This window comes from Streptomyces sp. NBC_00029, from assembly GCF_045160505.1.
Taxonomy (GTDB): Bacteria; Actinomycetota; Actinomycetes; order Streptomycetales; family Streptomycetaceae; genus Streptomyces.
The window spans coordinates 6,373,431-6,390,811 of the sequence record NZ_CP108292.1 but is presented as its reverse complement, the minus strand read 5'-3'; the positions used below and the strand labels follow the sequence as shown (position 1 = coordinate 6,390,811).

Sequence of the window (17,381 nt, the reverse complement as noted above, 5' to 3'; positions counted from 1 at the left end):
GGTGCGGGTTCGGTGGCCTGCCGGGCCGTCACCCGGCAGGATCACCCGGCGCTCGCGCGGCCGGGTCACCAGAACCGTACACGCAACGGCCGGGGCCGATCGACGGATATTCCGCCGACCGGCCCCGGTGTTACGAGCTACGACACGTGCGATGTGCTTCGCGCTTACGCGCGGGGCTTCTCGCGCATCTCGTACGTCGCGATGACGTCGTCGATCTTGATGTCGTTGAAGGAACCGAGGTTGATACCACCCTCGAAGCCCTCGCGGATCTCGGTGACGTCGTCCTTGAAGCGGCGCAGACCGGAGATGGTGAGGTTCTCGGCGACGACCTTGCCGTCGCGCAGGAGCCGCGCCTTGGTGTTGCGCTTGACCTCGCCCGACCGGATGAGGACACCGGCGATGTTGCCCAGCTTGGACGAGCGGAAGATCTCGCGGACCTCCGCCGTACCGAGCTCGACCTCTTCGTACTCCGGCTTGAGGAGACCCTTCAGGGCCGCCTCGATCTCCTCGATGGCCTGGTAGATCACCGAGTAGTAGCGGACGTCGACGCCCTCGCGGTCCGCCATCTGCGCGGCACGGCCGGCCGCACGGACGTTGTAACCGATGACGATGGCGTCGGAGCCCATCGCCAGCGAGATGTCGGACTCGGTGACCGCACCCACACCGCGGTGCAGGACCCGGATGTCGACCTCTTCACCGACGTCGAGCTGGAGCAGCGAGGACTCGAGAGCCTCGACCGCACCGGACGCGTCGCCCTTGATGATGAGGTTGAGTTCCTGGACCAGACCGGCCTTGAGCACGGAGTCGAGGTCCTCGAGGGACACACGACGGACGCGCTTGGCGAAGTTGGCGTTGCGCTCACGCGCAGCACGCTTCTCGGCGATCTGACGGGCCGTACGGTCCTCGTCGACGACGAGGAAGTTGTCGCCGGCGCCGGGGACGTTGGTGAGACCCAGGACCAGGACGGGGGTCGACGGACCCGCTTCCTCGACGTTGTTGCCCTTGTCGTCGAGCATGGCGCGCACGCGGCCGTAGGCGTCGCCCACGACCATCGTGTCGCCGACGCGGAGGGTACCGCGCTGGACGAGGACGGTGGCAACGGCACCGCGGCCGCGGTCGAGGTGGGACTCGATCGCAATACCCTGAGCGTCCTGCTCCGGGTTGGCGCGGAGGTCGAGCGAGGCGTCGGCGGTGAGGACGACGGCCTCGAGCAGGGAGTCGATGTGCAGACCCTGCTTGGCGGAGATGTCGACGAACATCGTGTCGCCGCCGTACTCCTCGGCGACCAGACCGAACTCGGTGAGCTGACCGCGCACCTTGACCGGGTCGGCACCCTCGACGTCGATCTTGTTGACCGCGACGACGATCGGGACGCCGGCGGCCTTGGCGTGGTTGAGCGCCTCGATCGTCTGCGGCATGACGCCGTCGTTGGCCGCGACCACGAGGATCGCGATGTCGGTCGACTTCGCACCACGGGCACGCATGGCGGTGAACGCCTCGTGACCCGGGGTGTCGATGAAGGTGATCTTGCGCTCTTCTTCGTTGACCTCGGTGGAGACCTGGTACGCACCGATGTGCTGCGTGATGCCACCGGCCTCGCCCGCAACGACGTTCGTCTTGCGGATGGCGTCGAGCAGTCGGGTCTTACCGTGGTCGACGTGACCCATGACGGTCACGACCGGCGGACGCGGCATGAGGTATTCCTCGCCGCCCTCGTCCTCGCCGAACTCGATGTCGAAGCCCTCGAGGAGCTCGCGGTCCTCTTCCTCCGGGCTGACGATCTGGACGACGTAGTTCATCTCGCCGGCCAGCATCTCGAGCGTCTCGTCGGAGACGGACTGCGTGGCAGTGACCATCTCGCCGAGGTTCATCATCACGGCGACGAGCGACGCCGGGTTGGCGTTGATCTTCTCCGCGAAGTCGGTGAGGGAGGCACCGCGCGACAGGCGCACGGTCTCGCCGCCACCGCGCGGCAGCATCACGCCGCCGACGGACGGGGCCTGCATGGCCTCGTACTCCTGGCGCCTCTGACGCTTGGACTTGCGACCACGACGGGCCGGACCACCGGGACGGCCGAAGGCGCCCTGCGTGCCACCACGGGCACCGGGACCACCGGGACGACCACCGAAGCCGGGACGACCGCCGCCACCGGCACCGGCCGGACCGCCGCCGAAGCCGCCGCCACCGGGACGCGGGCCGCCGAAGCCGCCACCGCCGCCGGGACGCGAGCCCGGACCGGCCGGACGACCGGCGAAGCCGCCGCCCGCGGGACGACCGGCACCGCCGGGACGACCTGCGCCGCCCGCACCGGGACCACGGCCACCGGGGCCGCCACCGGGACGGGGACCGGGACCACCGGCAGCGGGACGCTGCGGCATCATGCCCGGGTTCGGACGGTTACCACCGGGAGCACCACCGGGACGCGGGGCGCCGCCCTGCGGACGGGGCATGCCGCCCGGGGTGGGACGACCTGCACCGGGACCCTGCGGACGCGGAGCGCCGCCGGGGCCGCCCTGCGGGCGGGGAGCACCCTGGCCGCCACCGGCGCCGGGGGCACCGGGACGGGGCGCGCCGGCCGGACGGGGCGCCTGCGGGCGCGCCATGCCGGTGGAGCCGCCGGAGGTGAAGGGGTTGTTGCCCGGACGGGGACCCGCCGGACGGGCACCCTGCGGACGCGGCGCCTGGGAGCCGGGGGCTCCGGCGGGACGCTGCGACTGGGCGCCGGGGGTGGCGCCGGCCGGACGCGGGGCGCCGGGACGGGCGCCGGCCTGGCCACCCTGACCCTGAGCCGGACGCTGCTGCGCCGGACGGGGGCCGGGAGCCGCGGCGGGACGCTCGGTGCGCGCCGGGGCGGCCGGGGCCGCCGGAGGCGCGGAGAACTCGGTCGCCACGGGCGCCGCCGGAGCGGGCTTCGGGGCGGCCGGGGCCTTCGGGCCGGGACGCGGGCCGGAGGCGGCCGGAGTCACCGGTGCGGGCGCTGCGGCGGCCGGAGCCTCCGCGACGACCGGCTTGGGGGCCGGTGCGCCGGGCTTCGGCGCAGCGGGACGTGCAGCGGCACCCGGGGTGGGAGCCCCGGGCTTGGCGGGGGCGGCCTTGCGGGGCGCACCCGGCTTCGCGGCGGACTTGCCGGCGTTACCGCCGGGGCCCTGCAGCGCGTCGGTCAACTTGCGTACAACCGGCGCCTCGATCGTCGAGGACGCCGAACGGACGAACTCACCGAGTTCCTGGAGCTTGGCCATGACGACCTTGCTCTCAACTCCGAACTCCTTAGCGAGTTCGTATACCCGGACCTTAGCCACTTCGCTCCTTTTAGGTCCGGGTTACGCCGGACCGTCGCTACTTCATGGGCGTACTCATCGCGTACTCATCGAGTGCTCATCGCAATCTCGACCTACTTCCAACTCGCGAGGTACCTGACCGCACGGTTATCCGTGCCGTACTACTTCTTTACGGTGTGCCCGGCCTCACCGGCCACGGCTTTGCGCAGGTTCTCCGTGTCGAGCGCTCCGGCGGACCGAAGGGCCCGGGGGAACGCACGGCGGCGAATCGCCTGGTCGAGGCAGACCACGGCGGGGTGCACGTAGGCACCCCGACCCGGCCTCGTGCCGCGTGGATCGGGGACGCATGCGTCCCCGTCCGCCACGACGCGCAGCAGATCGTCCTTGGCCGCTCGCTCCCGACACCCCACACAGGTGCGTTCGGGGCATGCGCGGGCTTGCGTCCGGCCAGACACGCCTAAGTCTACCTCCCCGCACCGACCTCTCTCCCGACAAGTGGCGGGAGAAAGATCGAACGGCAGTCGTGTTGTCTTGATATCCGCTGCCGGAGCAGCGGTCCTGCAGCCTGTCTACCGTCCGGGTAGCCCCGGACGGTACCGGTTTATTCCCCGCCCCGGTCCCGGTCGCGGTCCCGGTCGCGGTCCTGGTCCCGGTCGCGGTCCTGGTCCCGGTCCGCGTCGGGGGCCGTCTCGGTGTCGGGACGGATGTCGATGCGCCAGCCGGTGAGCCGCGCGGCGAGGCGGGCGTTCTGGCCCTCCTTGCCGATGGCCAGCGACAGCTGGTAGTCCGGCACGGTCACCCGGGCGGAGCGGGAGTCCCAGTCGACGACCTCGACCTTGCTCACCCGGGCGGGTGACAGCGCGTTCGCGACCATCTCCGCCGGGTCGTCCGACCAGTCGACGATGTCGATCTTCTCGCCGTGCAGCTCGGCCATCACGTTGCGCACGCGGCTGCCCATCGGGCCGATGCAGGCGCCCTTCGGGTTGAGGCCCGAACGGGTGGACCGGACGGCGATCTTGGTGCGGTGACCGGCCTCGCGGGCGATCGCCGAGATCTCGACGCTGCCGTCGGCGATCTCCGGGACCTCCAGCGAGAAGAGCTTCTTCACCAGGTTGGGGTGGGTGCGCGACAGGGTCACGGACGGACCGCGGACGCCCTTCGCCACCCGCACGACGTACGCCTTCAGGCGCAGACCGTGCGTGTACTCCTCGCCGGGGACCTGCTCCTGCACCGGCAGGATGGCCTCGAGCTTGCCGATGTCGACGAGGACGTTCTTGGGGTCCTTGCCCTGCTGGACGACACCGGTGATGACGTCGCCCTCACGGCCGGCGAACTCGCCGAAGGTCAGGTCGTCCTCCGCGTCGCGCAGACGCTGCAGGATCACCTGCTTGGCGGTGGTCGCCGCGATCCGGCCGAAGTCCGACGGGGTGTCGTCGAACTCCTTGGGCTCCTGGCCCTCTTCGAGGTCCCTCGGGTCTTCCGTCGCCCACACGACCACGTGACCGTTGGTGCGGTCCAGCACGACGCGAGCGCGGCGGAAGCTCCCCTCGGTCCGGTGGTACGCGATGAGGAGGGCCGACTCGATCGCCTCGACGAGCAGGTCGAAGGAGATCTCCTTCTCCCGGACCAGACCCCGCAGGGCACTCATGTCGATGTCCACGACTACGCCTCCTCTTCCTTCTTGTCCTTGCGGTTGAACTCGATCTCGACACGCGCCTTGGCGATGTCGGTGAACGCGATACGGCGGGCGGTCGCCTTGCGGCCCTTCACGCCCGGGACTTCGAGGTCCAGGCCCTCGTCGTCGGCTTCGAGAATGCGGGCGATCAGTTCCCCGCCCTCGGCCAGCTGGAACTTCACGAGGCGGCCGGTCGCCCGTACGTAGTGACGGTGCTCGGTCAGCGGGCGGTCCGCGCCCGGCGAGCTCACTTCGAGGACGTACTCGTCCTCACCCATCACATCGGTTTCGTCGAGCTTGTCGGAGACCTCGCGACTCAGCTCGGCACACGCGTCCAGCTCCACGCCCTCGTCGGAGTCCACGATGATCCGCAGCATCCGGCGCTTGCCCGCCCGGGACATCTCGATCTCTTCGAGGTCCAGGCCCTTGGCGGCGACGAGCGGCTCCAGCAGTACGCGCAGCCTGTCGCTCTGGGTGGTGCTCATCCGGGTGACTCCTCGGCCGCGTGTGCTGTTGTGATTTCCGTCGTGTGTCAGGTCAAAGGGTATCCGGTGTCGGAGGGTGTTGCCGTCCGTCCTGTGGACGGGGCCCCGGGTACCGTGATCCCACCCTGCCCCGCCATCAGCCGCCATTCAGCCCCGCCATCACCCTGAGGACGTCGCCGTGCCCTGGACTCTGCCTTCGAGACCCTCGCGCAGGAGCCTGCTCGCCGGTGCGGCCGGTGCGGCGGGTGCCGCGCTGCTCACCGGGTGCTCCGACGACCACCCGACCCGTGCCGACGTCACGATTCCACTCGAACGGCGGATGCGGGAGGCGGCCGTCCGTGACAGTACGCGACTGCTGGACCGTTACGACGCCACGGCGGCCGCCCATCCGGCCCTGGCCGCGCGGCTCGCTCCGCTGCGGGCCGCCGTCGCCGCTCACACCACGGCCCTGGCCCTCACCCCTTCGGACCCGCCGTCCCCCTCCCCGTCCGGCTCCGGCGGTACGGGGGCCGCGGCGCCCGCGGCGAGCGGTGAGCCGGTGCCGCCGAAGCCCGCGGACGCCCTGACCGCGCTCGCGGACGCCGAGCGCAGCCTGTCGGAGTCCCGGACGATCGACCTGGCCGGGGCCCCCGGGGAGCTGGCCCGGCTGCTGGCCTCGGTGGCCGCCTGCGGCGCCGTACACGCCTACCTGCTGACCTCGACCCCCGGAGCCACGTCGTGAAGCCCGATCCCACCCCTGCCGGCCGGCCCCTGGAGGCCGCCCAGGCCGCACTCGCCGCCGAGCACGCGGCCGCGTACGGCTACGGGGTGATCGGCGCGCGGTCCGCCGGCGACCGCGCCGCGCAGGCCCGGGAGGCGTACGGCGGCCACCTCGCGCGCCGCGACGCACTGGCCCGGACGGTGCGGGAGCTGGGCGGCGCGCCCCGGCCGGCGGAGGCGGCGTACGCCCTTCCGTTCGAGGTGCGCACCGCGGCCGATGCCGAGAGGCTGGCCGCCGGGATCGAGGACCGGGTGGCCGGCGCGTACTCCGATCTGGTGCGCGCGGCGGAGGGCCCGCTGCGCCGCGAGGCGGCCGACGCGCTGAGCGAGGCGGCAGTGCGCGCGGCACGCTGGCGCGGTGTCGGCGTAGCCTTCCCTGGGCTCTCGGAACGCGCTGACGAGGCGCAACGGGCCCAGCACAGCTGAAAGGGACCACGCACGCATGGCTTTCGAACCGCCGCAGCGGCTTGTACGGGCGCTCGGCGAGATGCCGGAAACGGCGCAGGACACGGACTGGCTGGGGCAGCTGCCCCGACTCACCGAGGCCGCGCTGTCCCGGCGCGGGGTCCAGGCCCGGCGGGTGCAGGCCCCGGGCGGCCGCAGCAGCCTGGTGGTCCTCGTCGCGTACGCCGACGGGACCCCGGCCGCACTGAAGCTGGCGCCCCCGCACGCCCGGCCCGACCGGGAGCTGGCCGCGCTGGCCCACTGGGGCGGCTTCGGGGCCGTACGGGTCCTCGACACCCGGCATCACGACGACGACGGGGCGCTGCTGCTGGAGCGGCTGCACCCGGAGGTGTCGCTGCGGTCGCTGCCCGAGGCGAAGGCCCTGCTGGAGGCCAGCGGCACGCTGCGCAGGCTGTGGGTGGCGCCGCCGGCCGGGCACGGGTGGGAGACGGTGGCGGAGCGCACCGGGCTGCAGTCGGCGGCCCTGCGGGCGGCTCCGGCGGAGGTCCGGTCGCTGGCCGACACCGCGCTGGCGATGCGGGCGGAGCTGGTGGCTGCGTCGGATGAGGATCTGCTGCTGCACGGGAACTTCCGGCAGGGCAAGGTGCTGGCGGGCGAGCGGGCTCCGTGGCTGACGGTGGGCCCCGATCCGCTGGTCGGCGAGCGGGCGTACGACCTGGCGCGGCTGGTCCGGGACCGGCTGGAGGACCAGGTGGCCTCCTCGGCGGGGGCGGCGGGGGCCCGGCGCCGGGTGAACAAGCTGGCCGACGCGCTGGAGGTGGACCGGGAGCGGCTGCGGGGCTGGACGCTGTTCCGGGCGGTGGAGTCGGGCAACCGTGCGCTGGCCGCCGGGCGGCGCCGGGACGCGGAGCTGCTGCTGGAGTTCGCGGCCTGGCTGTAGGGGGTGTTTGGTCGATCAGGCCGGCCTCGCGGGCCCTGGCACCGCGCCTCGCCGCGTTGTCCTCGGTCGGCGTGCGATACACGGCACCGGACCCCGCTCCCTGATCCGGCCTGATCGACCGGACACCCCCTTGGGCATACCGTAGGTAGGAAGGTATGTCCGGCAGGGGGCCGTCATGGTCGAAGAACTGCTGACAGCGGCCATCGCCACGGGTGTGGGCGTCGTGGTGTACATGGGCGCCGCGGCCCGCGTCGTGAAGCAGTACGAGCGGGGTCTGGTCTTCCGCTTCGGCAGGCTGCGGGAGGAGATCCGCGGTCCCGGCTTCACGACGGTCGTCCCCCTGGTGGAGCGGCTGCGCAAGGTGAACATGCAGATCGTGACGCTGCCGGTGCCCGCGCAGGAGGGCATCACCCGGGACAACGTCACGGTGCGGGTGGACGCGGTCGTGTACTTCAAGGTCGTCGACCCGGCGAGCGCGATCGTGGCGGTGGAGGACTACCGCTTCGCCGTCTCGCAGATGGCGCAGACCTCGCTCAGGTCGATCATCGGCAAGTCCGACCTGGATGATCTGCTGTCCAACCGGGAGATGCTCAACCAGGGTCTGGAACTGATGATCGACAGTCCGGCGGTGGGCTGGGGCGTGCAGATCGACCGGGTCGAGATCAAGGACGTGTCCCTGCCGGAGACGATGAAGCGGTCGATGGCCCGGCAGGCGGAGGCGGACCGTGAGCGGCGGGCTCGGGTGATCAACGCGGACGCGGAGCTGCAGGCCTCGCACAAGCTCGCCGAGGCGGCGGAGGTCATGTCGGAGCAGCCGGCGGCGTTGCAGCTGAGGCTGCTGCAGACGGTGGTCGCGGTCGCCGCCGAGAAGAACTCGACGCTGGTCCTGCCGTTTCCGGTGGAGCTCCTGCGGTTCCTGGAACGCGCGGCCCCTTCGCCTCCGGCGACGGCCTCCCCCTCCCCCGAGGACCCGGCCCCGGCCGGCCCGGCTTCCGAAGGCCCCGGGCCGGCCGAGGTCGACGGCGTGGACGCGGACGCGCTCGACGGGGCTCCGGTTCCGGACGCGCTCGGCGGGCCGGCGGACGGCCTGATGCTGGATGCGCCCCCGCCGGAGCAGGAGCGGGAGGGGCTGCGCGAGTAGCCGCTGCGCGGAGCCTTTCCCCGCCCGCCCCGCCCCTTCGTCCATTACGTCAGGCGGGCGAGGGCCTCCTGCAGGGGGAGTTCTTCGCGGGTGCCCGTCGCGCGGTGCTGGAGTTCGACCACGCCGTCGGCCGAGCGGCGGCCCGCCACCAGGATCCAGGGCACGCCGATCAGTTCCGCGTCCGTGAGCTTCACGCCGGGCGACAGGCCGGGCCGGTCGTCCAGCAGGACCCGCAGGCCCGACGCGGCCAGCGCCGTCGCCGCCTCCTCCGCCAGCGCGAGCGGCACGGCCTTGCCCGCCGCCACCACGTGGACGTCGGCCGGGGCCACCGCCGCGGGCCAGCACAGGCCGCGCTCGTCCGCCGTCTGCTCGGCCAGCGCCGCCACCGCGCGGGAGACGCCGATGCCGTACGACCCCATCGTGACCCGCACCGGCTTGCCCTCGCGGCCGAGCACGTCCAGCCCGAAGGCGTCCGCGTACTTGCGGCCCAGCTGGAAGATGTGCCCGATCTCGATGGCCCGGTCGAGCCGCAGCCCCGCACCGCAGGACGGGCAGGGGTCGCCCGGCTCCACGACCACCACGTCGAGGTACTGGTCCACCTCGAAGTCCCGCCCGCAGACCACGTTCCGGGCGTGCGTGTCCGCCCGGTTGGCCCCCGTCACCCACGAAGTGCCGGGCGCGACACGGGGGTCGGCCAGGTAGCGGACCTTCTCCAGGCCCTGCGGGCCCACGTAGCCGCGTACCAGGTCCGGACGGTCCATGAAGTCCTCGGCCGTCACCAGCTCCACCACCGCCGGGGCCAGGTGCTCGCCCAGCTTGCCGAGGTCCACCTCCCGGTCCCCCGGCACGCCGACGGCCACGATCTCGCCGTCGACCTTGACCAGGAGGTTCTTCAGCGTCGCCGCGGCGGGTACCCCCAGGTGCGCTGCCAGCGTCTCGATCGTCGGGGTGTCGGGGGTGTCCACCTCCTCCAGCGGCGGGTGCTCGGCGGACGCGGGGGCGAGGGCGAAGGTCACGGCCTCCGTGTTCGCCGCGTAGGCGCAGGACGGGCAGTCCACGAAGGTGTCCTCGCCCGCACCGGCCGGCGCCAGGAACTCCTCCGACGCCGAGCCGCCCATCGCGCCCGAGACCGCGGACACGATCCGGTGGTCCAGGCCGAGCCGCTCGAAGATGCGGACGTACGCCTCGCGGTGGAGCCGGTAGGACTCCGCGAGGCCCTCGTCGGACACGTCGAAGGAGTACGAGTCCTTCATCTGGAACTCGCGCCCGCGCAGCACCCCGGAGCGGGGCCGCGCCTCGTCGCGGTACTTGGTCTGGATCTGGTAGAGCATGACCGGCAGGTCCTTGTAGGAGGTGCACTGGTCCTTCACCACCAGGGTGAAGATCTCCTCGTGCGTCGGCCCGAGCAGGTAGTCGGCGCCCTTGCGGTCCTTCAGCCGGAACAGCAGGTCCCCGTACTCCGACCAGCGTCCGCTGACCTCGTACGGCTCCTTCGGCAGCAGGGCCGGGAGCAGCACCTCCTGGGCCCCGATCGCGTCCATCTCCTCACGGACGATGCGCGAGACGTTGTCCAGGACCCGCTTGCCGAGCGGCAGCCACGTCCACACCCCGGCCGAACTGCGCCGGACGTAGCCGGCGCGGACCAGGAGCCGGTGGCTGAGGGTCTCGGCGTCGGCCGGGTCCTCGCGGAGGGTCTTGGCCATGAGGCGGGACATGCGCTGCACGTGTTGCGTAGACATGCCGGGAGATTACCGGGGCGCTCGCCGCCCGCGGTACCGGTTTCAGGGCCTGGTCAGCGGCAGGGTGGCGCCCATGACCGCGTACGGGAGGCTCGCGCTCGGGAAGTGGACCTGGCGGGCGAGGTCGGCGTAGCCCAGAGCCCGGTAGAGGCCGCGGGCGGGGCTCTCGGTGTCGATGGCGGAGAGGATCGAGCGGGGCTCGGCGGCGTCGTCGGTGATGCCGGTGATCAGGGCGCGGCCAACGCCGTGGCCCTGGAAGCCGGGGTGGACGTGCAGTTCGGTGATCACGAAGGAGCCGTCGAGCCAGTGTTCGTGCCCGCCGGCCCGCAGGTAGGGCTCGACGATGGTGGACCACCAGTGGGTGCGGTCGTTCGGCATCCCGTACACGAATCCGGTGAGGGCCCCGTCCTCGGCGAAGGCTCCGAGGGCGCGGGCGCCGCGGCAGGTCATGTGGCGCTGCACGATGTAGCGCCGGATGCCGACCTCCTCCTCGCTGAGGCCGAAGGCGACGGCCTGCACGCGCAGGGCCTCGTCCACGCGGGCGGCGAGGTCGAGGGGACCGATTCGAAGTCCGGAAGGCAGCATGCGGCGACCTTACTTCGCGGTACGGGGGCGCCGGAATGCCATCGGCGGGGTCCGTGGCCGGCCTTCTGGATCAGGCCGGTGCGGGGTGGGCGGGCGTGCTGTCAGAAGAGCACGCTCATGAACGCCCCGACCTCGCGGAAGCCCACGCGCCGGTACGCGGCCCGCGCGGCGGCGTTGAAATCGTTCACGTACAGGCTGACCACGGGGGCCACGTCGCGCAGTGCGTACGCGACGACGGCGGCCATCCCGGTCTCCGAGTGGCCGAGGCCGCGGAATGCGGGATCCACCCACACGCCCTGGATCTGGCAGGCACGGGTGGTGGCGGCGCCGATCTCGGCCTTGAAGACGACCTTGCCGTCCTCGACGCGGGCGAAGGAGCGGCCACTGGCCACGAGTTCGGCGACGCGGGCCTGGTAGAGCAGCCCGCCGTCGCCGGCCATCGGTGAGATGCCGACCTCCTCGGTGAACATGGCCACGCAGGCGGGCATGATCAGTTCCATCTCGTCCTTGCGGATGCGGCGGACCTGCGGGTCGGCCTCGACCGTGGCGGACGGGCGCTCGATGACCATGAGCGGCTGGCGGGAGCGGACGTCCCGGGCCGGGCCCCAGCTGGGCTCCAGGAGCTGCCACAGCAGCTGGGTGGCCTCGGCGGGGCCGACGATGGAGGAACAGCGGCGGCCGGTGCGGCGGGCCCGGTCGGCGAAGGCGCGTACGGCGTCGGGTCCGGCGCAGACGGGGACCAGGTTGGCTCCGGCGTAGCAGAGCGAGCGGAGCTCGCCGTCGGCGTACCAGCCCCACATCTCGCCGCCCAGTCGCCAGGGGTCGAGGCCGGCGACCTGGACCCGGGAGGTGACGAAGGCGTTCTCGACCGGCTCGCGTCCGAGGATTTCCATCGCGGCGTCGAGATCACTGGGCTCAAGGACCCGGGTGGTGGTCTGCGTCAACACTGGGGCCTCACCATGCAAGTCTGCTGATCTCCGCACTGTACCCGGCGGCGCCCCGGGATGGCGCGTCCGAGGTCATGAAACAGCCCCGGACCGCCCCCGAACTGCGGGAACGGCACCGGGGCCGCCTACTGGGCCCGGACGGACCGGGGCCCGGGAATCAGACGCCGATGGCGACGGTGGGCTCGCCGCTCATCACGCCGTCCTTCTCCATCTGCTCGGCGATCTTCATCGCCTCTTCGATGAGGGTCTCCACGATCTTCGACTCGGGGACGGTCTTGATGACCTCGCCCTTCACGAAGATCTGGCCCTTGCCGTTGCCGGAGGCGACGCCGAGGTCGGCCTCGCGGGCCTCGCCCGGGCCGTTGACGACGCAGCCCATGACCGCGACGCGCAGCGGGACCTCCATGCCCTCCAGGCCCGCCGTGACCTCCTCGGCCAGCTTGTAGACGTCGACCTGGGCGCGTCCGCAGGACGGGCAGGAGACGATCTCCAGGCGGCGCGGCTTGAGGTTGAGCGACTCCAGGATCTGGATGCCGACCTTGACCTCCTCCGCCGGCGGGGCGGAAAGGGAGACGCGGATGGTGTCGCCGATGCCCTCGGAGAGCAGCGCGCCGAAGGCCACGGCGGACTTGATGGTGCCCTGGAAGGCGGGGCCGGCCTCGGTGACGCCCAGGTGCAGCGGGTAGTCGCAGGCCGCGGCGAGCTGGCGGTAGGCGTTGACCATGACGACCGGGTCGTTGTGCTTGACCGAGATCTTGATGTCGCCGAAGCCGTGCTCCTCGAAGAGGGAGGCCTCCCACAGCGCGGACTCGACCAGCGCCTCGGGGGTGGCCTTGCCGTACTTCTTCAGCAGTCGGGCGTCGAGCGAGCCGGCGTTCACACCGATGCGGATCGGGGTGCGCGTCTCGTTCGCGGCCTTCGCGATCTCCTTGACCTTGTCGTCGAACTGCTTGATGTTGCCCGGGTTCACGCGGACGGCGGCGCAGCCGGCGTCGATCGCGGCGAACACGTACTTGGGCTGGAAGTGGATGTCGGCGATGACCGGGATCTGCGACTTCTTGGCGATGACGGCGAGCGCGTCGGCGTCGTCCTGGGTCGGGCAGGCGACGCGGACGATGTCGCAGCCGGAGGCGGTCAGCTCGGCGATCTGCTGGAGCGTCGCCCCGATGTCGGAGGTCCTGGTGGTGGTCATCGACTGCACGGAGATCTGTGCGTCGCCGCCGACGGCCACCTTGCCGACCTGGATCTTGCGGCTGACCCTGCGGTCGGCAAGCTTCGTCGGCACGGCCGGCATTCCGAGTGAGATGGCAGTCATCTGCTGTGCAACCCCAAGGTGTGGATCAAGGTCCCGAGATCGGCGGGCTCCAGGCTTCGAGATTACGCCAACCACGGCGCGGCCCTTGCATCCGAGGGGGTGCGCCACCCGAACGTAGGGAGCCGGGCACGATCCGTGCCCGGCTCCGGTACCGGCGGGGTGGAGCCCCGCAAACTAGGTGATCTTGATCGGGTTGACCACGTCCGCCACCATCACCAGCAGGGTGAAGCAGATGAACAGGCCCGCGACCACGTACGCGACGGGCATCAGCTTCGCCACGTCGAACGGGCCGGGGTCGGGGCGCCGGAAGATCCGCGCCACGCCCCGCCGGACCGACTCCCACAGGGCGCCGGCGATGTGACCGCCGTCGAGCGGGAGCAGCGGCAGCATGTTGAACAGGAACAGCGACAGGTTGAAGCCGGCCAGCAGGTTGAGGAAGAAGACCAGCTGGTGCTGGGCGGGGATGTCGAGGGTGAAGATCTCACCGCTGACCCGGGCGGCGCCGACGACGCCCATGGGGCTGTCCTGCTCGCGCTCGGCCCCGTTGAAGGCTGCGTTCCACAGGTCCGGGACCTTGGACGGCAGCTCGATCAGCGACTGCACGCCGGCCACCATCATCTCGCCCATGCGGTCGACGGACTGGCCGAAGGACTGCGGGACGTATCCGGAGGCGGGGGCGAAGCCGAGGAAGCCCGCCGTGACGTACTCGTCCTTGACGTACCGGCCGTTGCCGTCCGTCTTGGCGACCTTGTTCTCGATCAGATTGGCCGTGAGGTCCACGCGCTGACCGGCCCGCTCCACCGTGATCTCGGCGGGGCCGACGGTGGCGCGGATGTCCTTCTGCAGGGCGGACCAGTCGCCGACCGGGCGGCCGTTGAAGGCGACGATCCTGTCGCCCGCCTTCAGGCCCGCCGCCTTGGCGGGGGCGGCCGGATCGCCGGGGGCGCACTTGTCGCGCTTCTCGCTCTGCTGGATGACGCAGTCCGAGACGGTGGCGACCGAGGTGGTCTGGGTGTTCAGCCCGAAGGTCATCAGGGTGGTGAGGAAGATCGCCACGGCCAGGATCAGGTTCATGAACGGCCCGGCGAACATCACGATCACGCGCTTCCACGGCTTGCGCGTGTAGAAGAGCCGGCTCTCGTCCCCGGGCTGGAGCTCCTCGTACGCGGCCGAGCGCGCGTCCTCGATCATCGACCGGAACGGCGAGGTGGAGCGGGCGGTGACCTTGCCGTCCTCGCCGGGCGGGAACATCCCGATCATGCGGATGTAGCCGCCCATCGGGATGGCCTTGATCCCGTACTCGGTCTCGCCCTTGCGCCGCGACCAGACGGTCGGCCCGAAGCCCACCATGTACTGCGGCACGCGAATGCCGAAGATCTTGGCCGTGGAGAGGTGCCCCAGCTCGTGCCAGGCGATGGAGACCAGCAGGCCGACGGCGAAGACCACGACCCCGAGCACCGTCATCAGTAGTGTCATGCGCGCGCCTCCGCGGCGGCCCGTGCCGCCATCTCCCGCGCCCGGGCCCTGGCCCAGGCCTCTGCTTCCAGGACGTCCTGGACCGTCAGGGAGGTTCCCGACTCAGGCGTCCCGTGCTCATCGACCACGGCAGAGACCGTATCCATGATTGCTGTGAACGGCAGCCGACCTGCCAGGAATGCCTCGACGCACTCCTCGTTGGCCGCATTGAACACGGCCGGGGCGGTACCCCCGAGCGTACCCACGTGCCGGGCGAGGCCCACCGACGGGAAGGCCTCGGTGTCCAGCGGGAAGAACTCCCACGTGGACGCCTTGGACCAGTCGAAGGCAGGGGCCGCGTCCGGGATCCGCTCGGGCCAGCCGAGGCCGATCGCGATGGGGCCGCGCATGTCCGGCGGAGTGGCCTGGGCGAGCGTGGAGCCGTCCGTGAACTCCACCATTGAGTGCACGTAGGACTGGGGGTGGACCACGACCTCGATGCGGTCGAAGGGGATGTCGTAGAGCAGGTGCGCCTCGATGACCTCCAGCCCCTTGTTGACCAGGGTCGAGGAGTTCACGGTGATCACCGGGCCCATGGCCCAGGTGGGGTGCGCGAGGGCGTCCTGCACGGTGACGTCCGCCAGCTGGGCGCGGGTGCGGCCGCGGAAGGGGCCGCCGGAGGCGGTCACCACGAGCTTGCGGACGTCGGCCCGGGTGCCGGCCGCGAGCGCCTGGAAGAGGGCCGCGTGCTCGGAGTCGACCGGGATGATCTGGCCGGGCTTCGCCAGGGCCTTGACCAGCGGGCCGCCGACGATCAGCGACTCCTTGTTGGCCAGGGCCAGGGTCCGGCCGGCGCGCAGGGCGGCGAGGGTCGGCGCGAGGCCGATGGAGCCGGTGATGCCGTTGAGGACGGTGTGGCACTCGGAGGCGGCGAGTTCGGCCGCGGCGTCCGGACCGGCCAGGATCTCGGGCAGCGGCTCGGACGGGCCGTACCGGGCGCTCAGCGCCTCTTTCAGGGCCGGTACGACGTCCTCGCGGGCGACGGCCACCGTCTTGACCCGCAGCAGCCGGGCCTGCTCGGCCAGCAGCTCCACCCGCCCGCCGGCGGCGGACAGTGCGGTGACCCTGAACCGGTCCGGGTTGCGCAGGGCGAGGTCGATGGCCTGGGTCCCGATGGACCCGGTGGACCCGAGGATGACGATGTCCCGGAGGCCGGCCGCGGGGTCGAAGAGGAGGTGCGGATCGGCGAGGGGGGCTGGGCGGTCGCTCATGCCCCCCATTGTTGCCGGAAGTCAGGAGCGGCCGGACACGGAGCCCCCTTCCGTTACCCGCAGAAGCAGGTGCGGCAGGGTTCCGGCGAACTCCGGGAGCGTGCGGGCGACCCGCCACCAGGCCCCTGGCTCCTCGCCGAGCGCCAGGAACAACAGCCGGTCCGCCTCGGCGTGCGAGGCGAGGACGGCCGCGGGACGGTCGTGCCGGTCGGGATGGTTCACGTCGCCGAGCCAGTGGTCCTGGTCGAGGGCCCAGCAGGCCGGCAGCTTGTGCCGGATCACATCGACGCCGGTGAGCAGGCCGCGGTCGAGGCAGTCGCGCACCCAGCGGATGTCCTCCTGGACGCTGTCCATGGGCACGGCGAGGCTCGCCAGCGCCAGCTCGCGCTCCACGCCCCCGAAGGGTTCGGCTGCGGTCGGCGCCAGGTGGCGCACCGCCCGCACGAGCTCGGGGCCGGGCGCGGCCGCCTCGGCCGCCTCCGCCGCCGTGCCGTCGACCACGGCGGCGACCAGCCCGGGCAGCGTGCCCCGGTGGCCGGGGGCGTGCCTCAGCAGCTCCGCCCACAGCCGGGGATCGTCCCCCAGCGGGCGCAGGGCCCGCAGCACGGCGCTCTGCATGCCGGCCTGTTCGGGCAGGGTCCAGCGCAGGCCGCCGACGGCGGGGAGGCGGGCGAGCAGCAGGCTCCGGTGCGCGGGGGCCACATGGGTGACGAGCTCGTCGTGCGTGACGCGGCCCATCCGCACGGCCCGGACGGCGGGCCGGTGCCAGGAGCGCTCGTCCGGCTGCGCCCCGCCGGTGGCCAGGAGGGCGAGGACGCTCTCCAGGGGCAGGTCCGCGACGAGCAGCAGGGCTTCGACCGCGCCGGCCGGCAGCGGATCGCGGAGGTGTTCGGCGAGCAGCGCCTCCGGGTCCGGGCGGTGGCCCGCCGCCAGGATGTCCAGGGGGACCCGTGGCCCGCGCCTGCCGTGCCGGCGCAGCAGGCCGGCCAGCTCGTCGGCGTCGAGCGGCCCCTCGGCGGGATCCCGGCCGAGTTCGGCGCGGAGCAGGGGCAGGAGTTCGTCCGGGGTGCGGCGGCGGGCGTACCGGGCGGGTCCGGGCAGGCCGGGCAGCGGCCGGCCGACGACCCGGGGGTTGCGCGCGATGTAGGTCCGGTCGGCCGCGCCGCCGTGGCGCAGCAGGAGGGTGACGGTCGCGGCGGACAGCCACTCGTCCCGGCACAGGTATTTGCGGGTGGGCTCGTCCAGCCGGCCGGTCATGTCGGTGACGACGTGGTCCGGTGCGTGGCGCAGCAGGTGCGCCACGCACCAGGCCAGCCGTCGGCTGGTGCGGTCTTCCTCGGCCGTCGGCATCGTTCTCGTCCGCCTCGCGCTGTGCTCGTACGCGTA

At 72.2% G+C, this 17,381-nt stretch carries 15 protein-coding genes; 4 read left to right on the top strand and 11 right to left on the bottom strand.

What is annotated here, in order from left to right; genetic code table 11:
• Nucleotides 1-164: 164 nt before the first annotated feature.
• The 4 genes from infB to rimP all read right to left on the bottom strand — a co-directional run bounded on the left by infB (nt 165) and on the right by rimP (nt 5,438).
• Nucleotides 165-3,299, bottom strand: coding sequence for a translation initiation factor IF-2 (infB, locus tag OG753_RS29985; RefSeq protein WP_327264724.1), 3,135 nt, complete (start codon nt 3,297-3,299; stop codon nt 165-167).
• Nucleotides 3,300-3,439: 140 nt separating this feature from the next.
• A complete protein-coding gene (locus OG753_RS29980; RefSeq protein WP_327264723.1) occupies nt 3,440-3,733 on the bottom strand; it encodes a YlxR family protein in 294 nt (97 codons plus the stop codon).
• Nucleotides 3,734-3,879: 146 nt separating this feature from the next.
• Nucleotides 3,880-4,938, bottom strand: coding sequence for a transcription termination factor NusA (gene nusA, locus OG753_RS29975; protein WP_405790836.1), 1,059 nt, complete (start codon nt 4,936-4,938; stop codon nt 3,880-3,882).
• 2 nt (nt 4,939-4,940) lie between these two features.
• Nucleotides 4,941-5,438, bottom strand: coding sequence for a ribosome maturation factor RimP (gene rimP / locus OG753_RS29970; RefSeq protein WP_405790834.1), 498 nt, complete (start codon nt 5,436-5,438; stop codon nt 4,941-4,943).
• 178 nt (nt 5,439-5,616) lie between these two features.
• Here rimP and OG753_RS29965 point away from each other — a divergent pair, with 178 nt between their 5' ends.
• The 4 genes from OG753_RS29965 to OG753_RS29950 all read left to right on the top strand — a co-directional run bounded on the left by OG753_RS29965 (nt 5,617) and on the right by OG753_RS29950 (nt 8,683).
• Nucleotides 5,617-6,159, top strand: a complete 543-nt coding sequence (locus OG753_RS29965) for a hypothetical protein (RefSeq protein ID WP_327264720.1) — start codon at nt 5,617-5,619, stop codon at nt 6,157-6,159.
• Nucleotides 6,156-6,623, top strand: a complete 468-nt coding sequence (locus OG753_RS29960) for a ferritin-like domain-containing protein (RefSeq protein WP_327264719.1) — start codon at nt 6,156-6,158, stop codon at nt 6,621-6,623. Before OG753_RS29965 ends, OG753_RS29960 begins: the two co-directional genes overlap by 4 nt.
• Before the next feature lie 16 nt (nt 6,624-6,639).
• Entirely contained in the window at nt 6,640-7,542 is a 903-nt protein-coding gene (locus OG753_RS29955; RefSeq protein ID WP_327264718.1) for an aminoglycoside phosphotransferase family protein, read from the top strand.
• A 175-nt stretch (nt 7,543-7,717) separates the two neighbouring features.
• A complete protein-coding gene (locus tag OG753_RS29950) occupies nt 7,718-8,683 on the top strand; it encodes an SPFH domain-containing protein (protein ID WP_327264717.1) in 966 nt (321 codons plus the stop codon).
• 44 nt (nt 8,684-8,727) lie between these two features.
• On the opposite strand, the gene OG753_RS29945 is transcribed toward OG753_RS29950, so the two are convergent.
• The 7 genes from OG753_RS29945 to OG753_RS29915 form a co-directional block, all read right to left on the bottom strand.
• Nucleotides 8,728-10,422, bottom strand: a complete 1,695-nt coding sequence (locus OG753_RS29945) for a proline--tRNA ligase (protein WP_327264716.1) — start codon at nt 10,420-10,422, stop codon at nt 8,728-8,730.
• A 42-nt stretch (nt 10,423-10,464) separates the two neighbouring features.
• A complete protein-coding gene (locus OG753_RS29940) occupies nt 10,465-11,007 on the bottom strand; it encodes a GNAT family N-acetyltransferase (protein WP_327264715.1) in 543 nt (180 codons plus the stop codon).
• A 101-nt stretch (nt 11,008-11,108) separates the two neighbouring features.
• The gene (locus OG753_RS29935; RefSeq protein ID WP_327264714.1) at nt 11,109-11,951 is read right to left on the bottom strand and encodes a GNAT family N-acetyltransferase; all 843 of its coding nucleotides are present in this window, start codon (nt 11,949-11,951) and stop codon (nt 11,109-11,111) included.
• 160 nt (nt 11,952-12,111) lie between these two features.
• Entirely contained in the window at nt 12,112-13,269 is a 1,158-nt protein-coding gene (gene ispG, locus OG753_RS29930; RefSeq protein ID WP_030386345.1) for a flavodoxin-dependent (E)-4-hydroxy-3-methylbut-2-enyl-diphosphate synthase, read from the bottom strand.
• 174 nt (nt 13,270-13,443) lie between these two features.
• Nucleotides 13,444-14,745, bottom strand: coding sequence for a site-2 protease family protein (locus tag OG753_RS29925; RefSeq protein WP_327264713.1), 1,302 nt, complete (start codon nt 14,743-14,745; stop codon nt 13,444-13,446).
• A complete protein-coding gene (dxr, locus tag OG753_RS29920) occupies nt 14,742-15,995 on the bottom strand; it encodes a 1-deoxy-D-xylulose-5-phosphate reductoisomerase (RefSeq protein ID WP_327264712.1) in 1,254 nt (417 codons plus the stop codon). The genes OG753_RS29925 and dxr overlap by 4 nt, the downstream gene beginning before the upstream one ends.
• A gap of 21 nt (nt 15,996-16,016) precedes the next feature.
• Nucleotides 16,017-17,345 carry a hypothetical protein gene (locus OG753_RS29915; protein WP_405790831.1) on the bottom strand — a complete coding sequence of 443 codons (1,329 nt, stop codon included), beginning with the start codon at nt 17,343-17,345 and terminating at the stop codon, nt 16,017-16,019.
• Between the last annotated feature and the right edge of the window lie 36 nt (nt 17,346-17,381).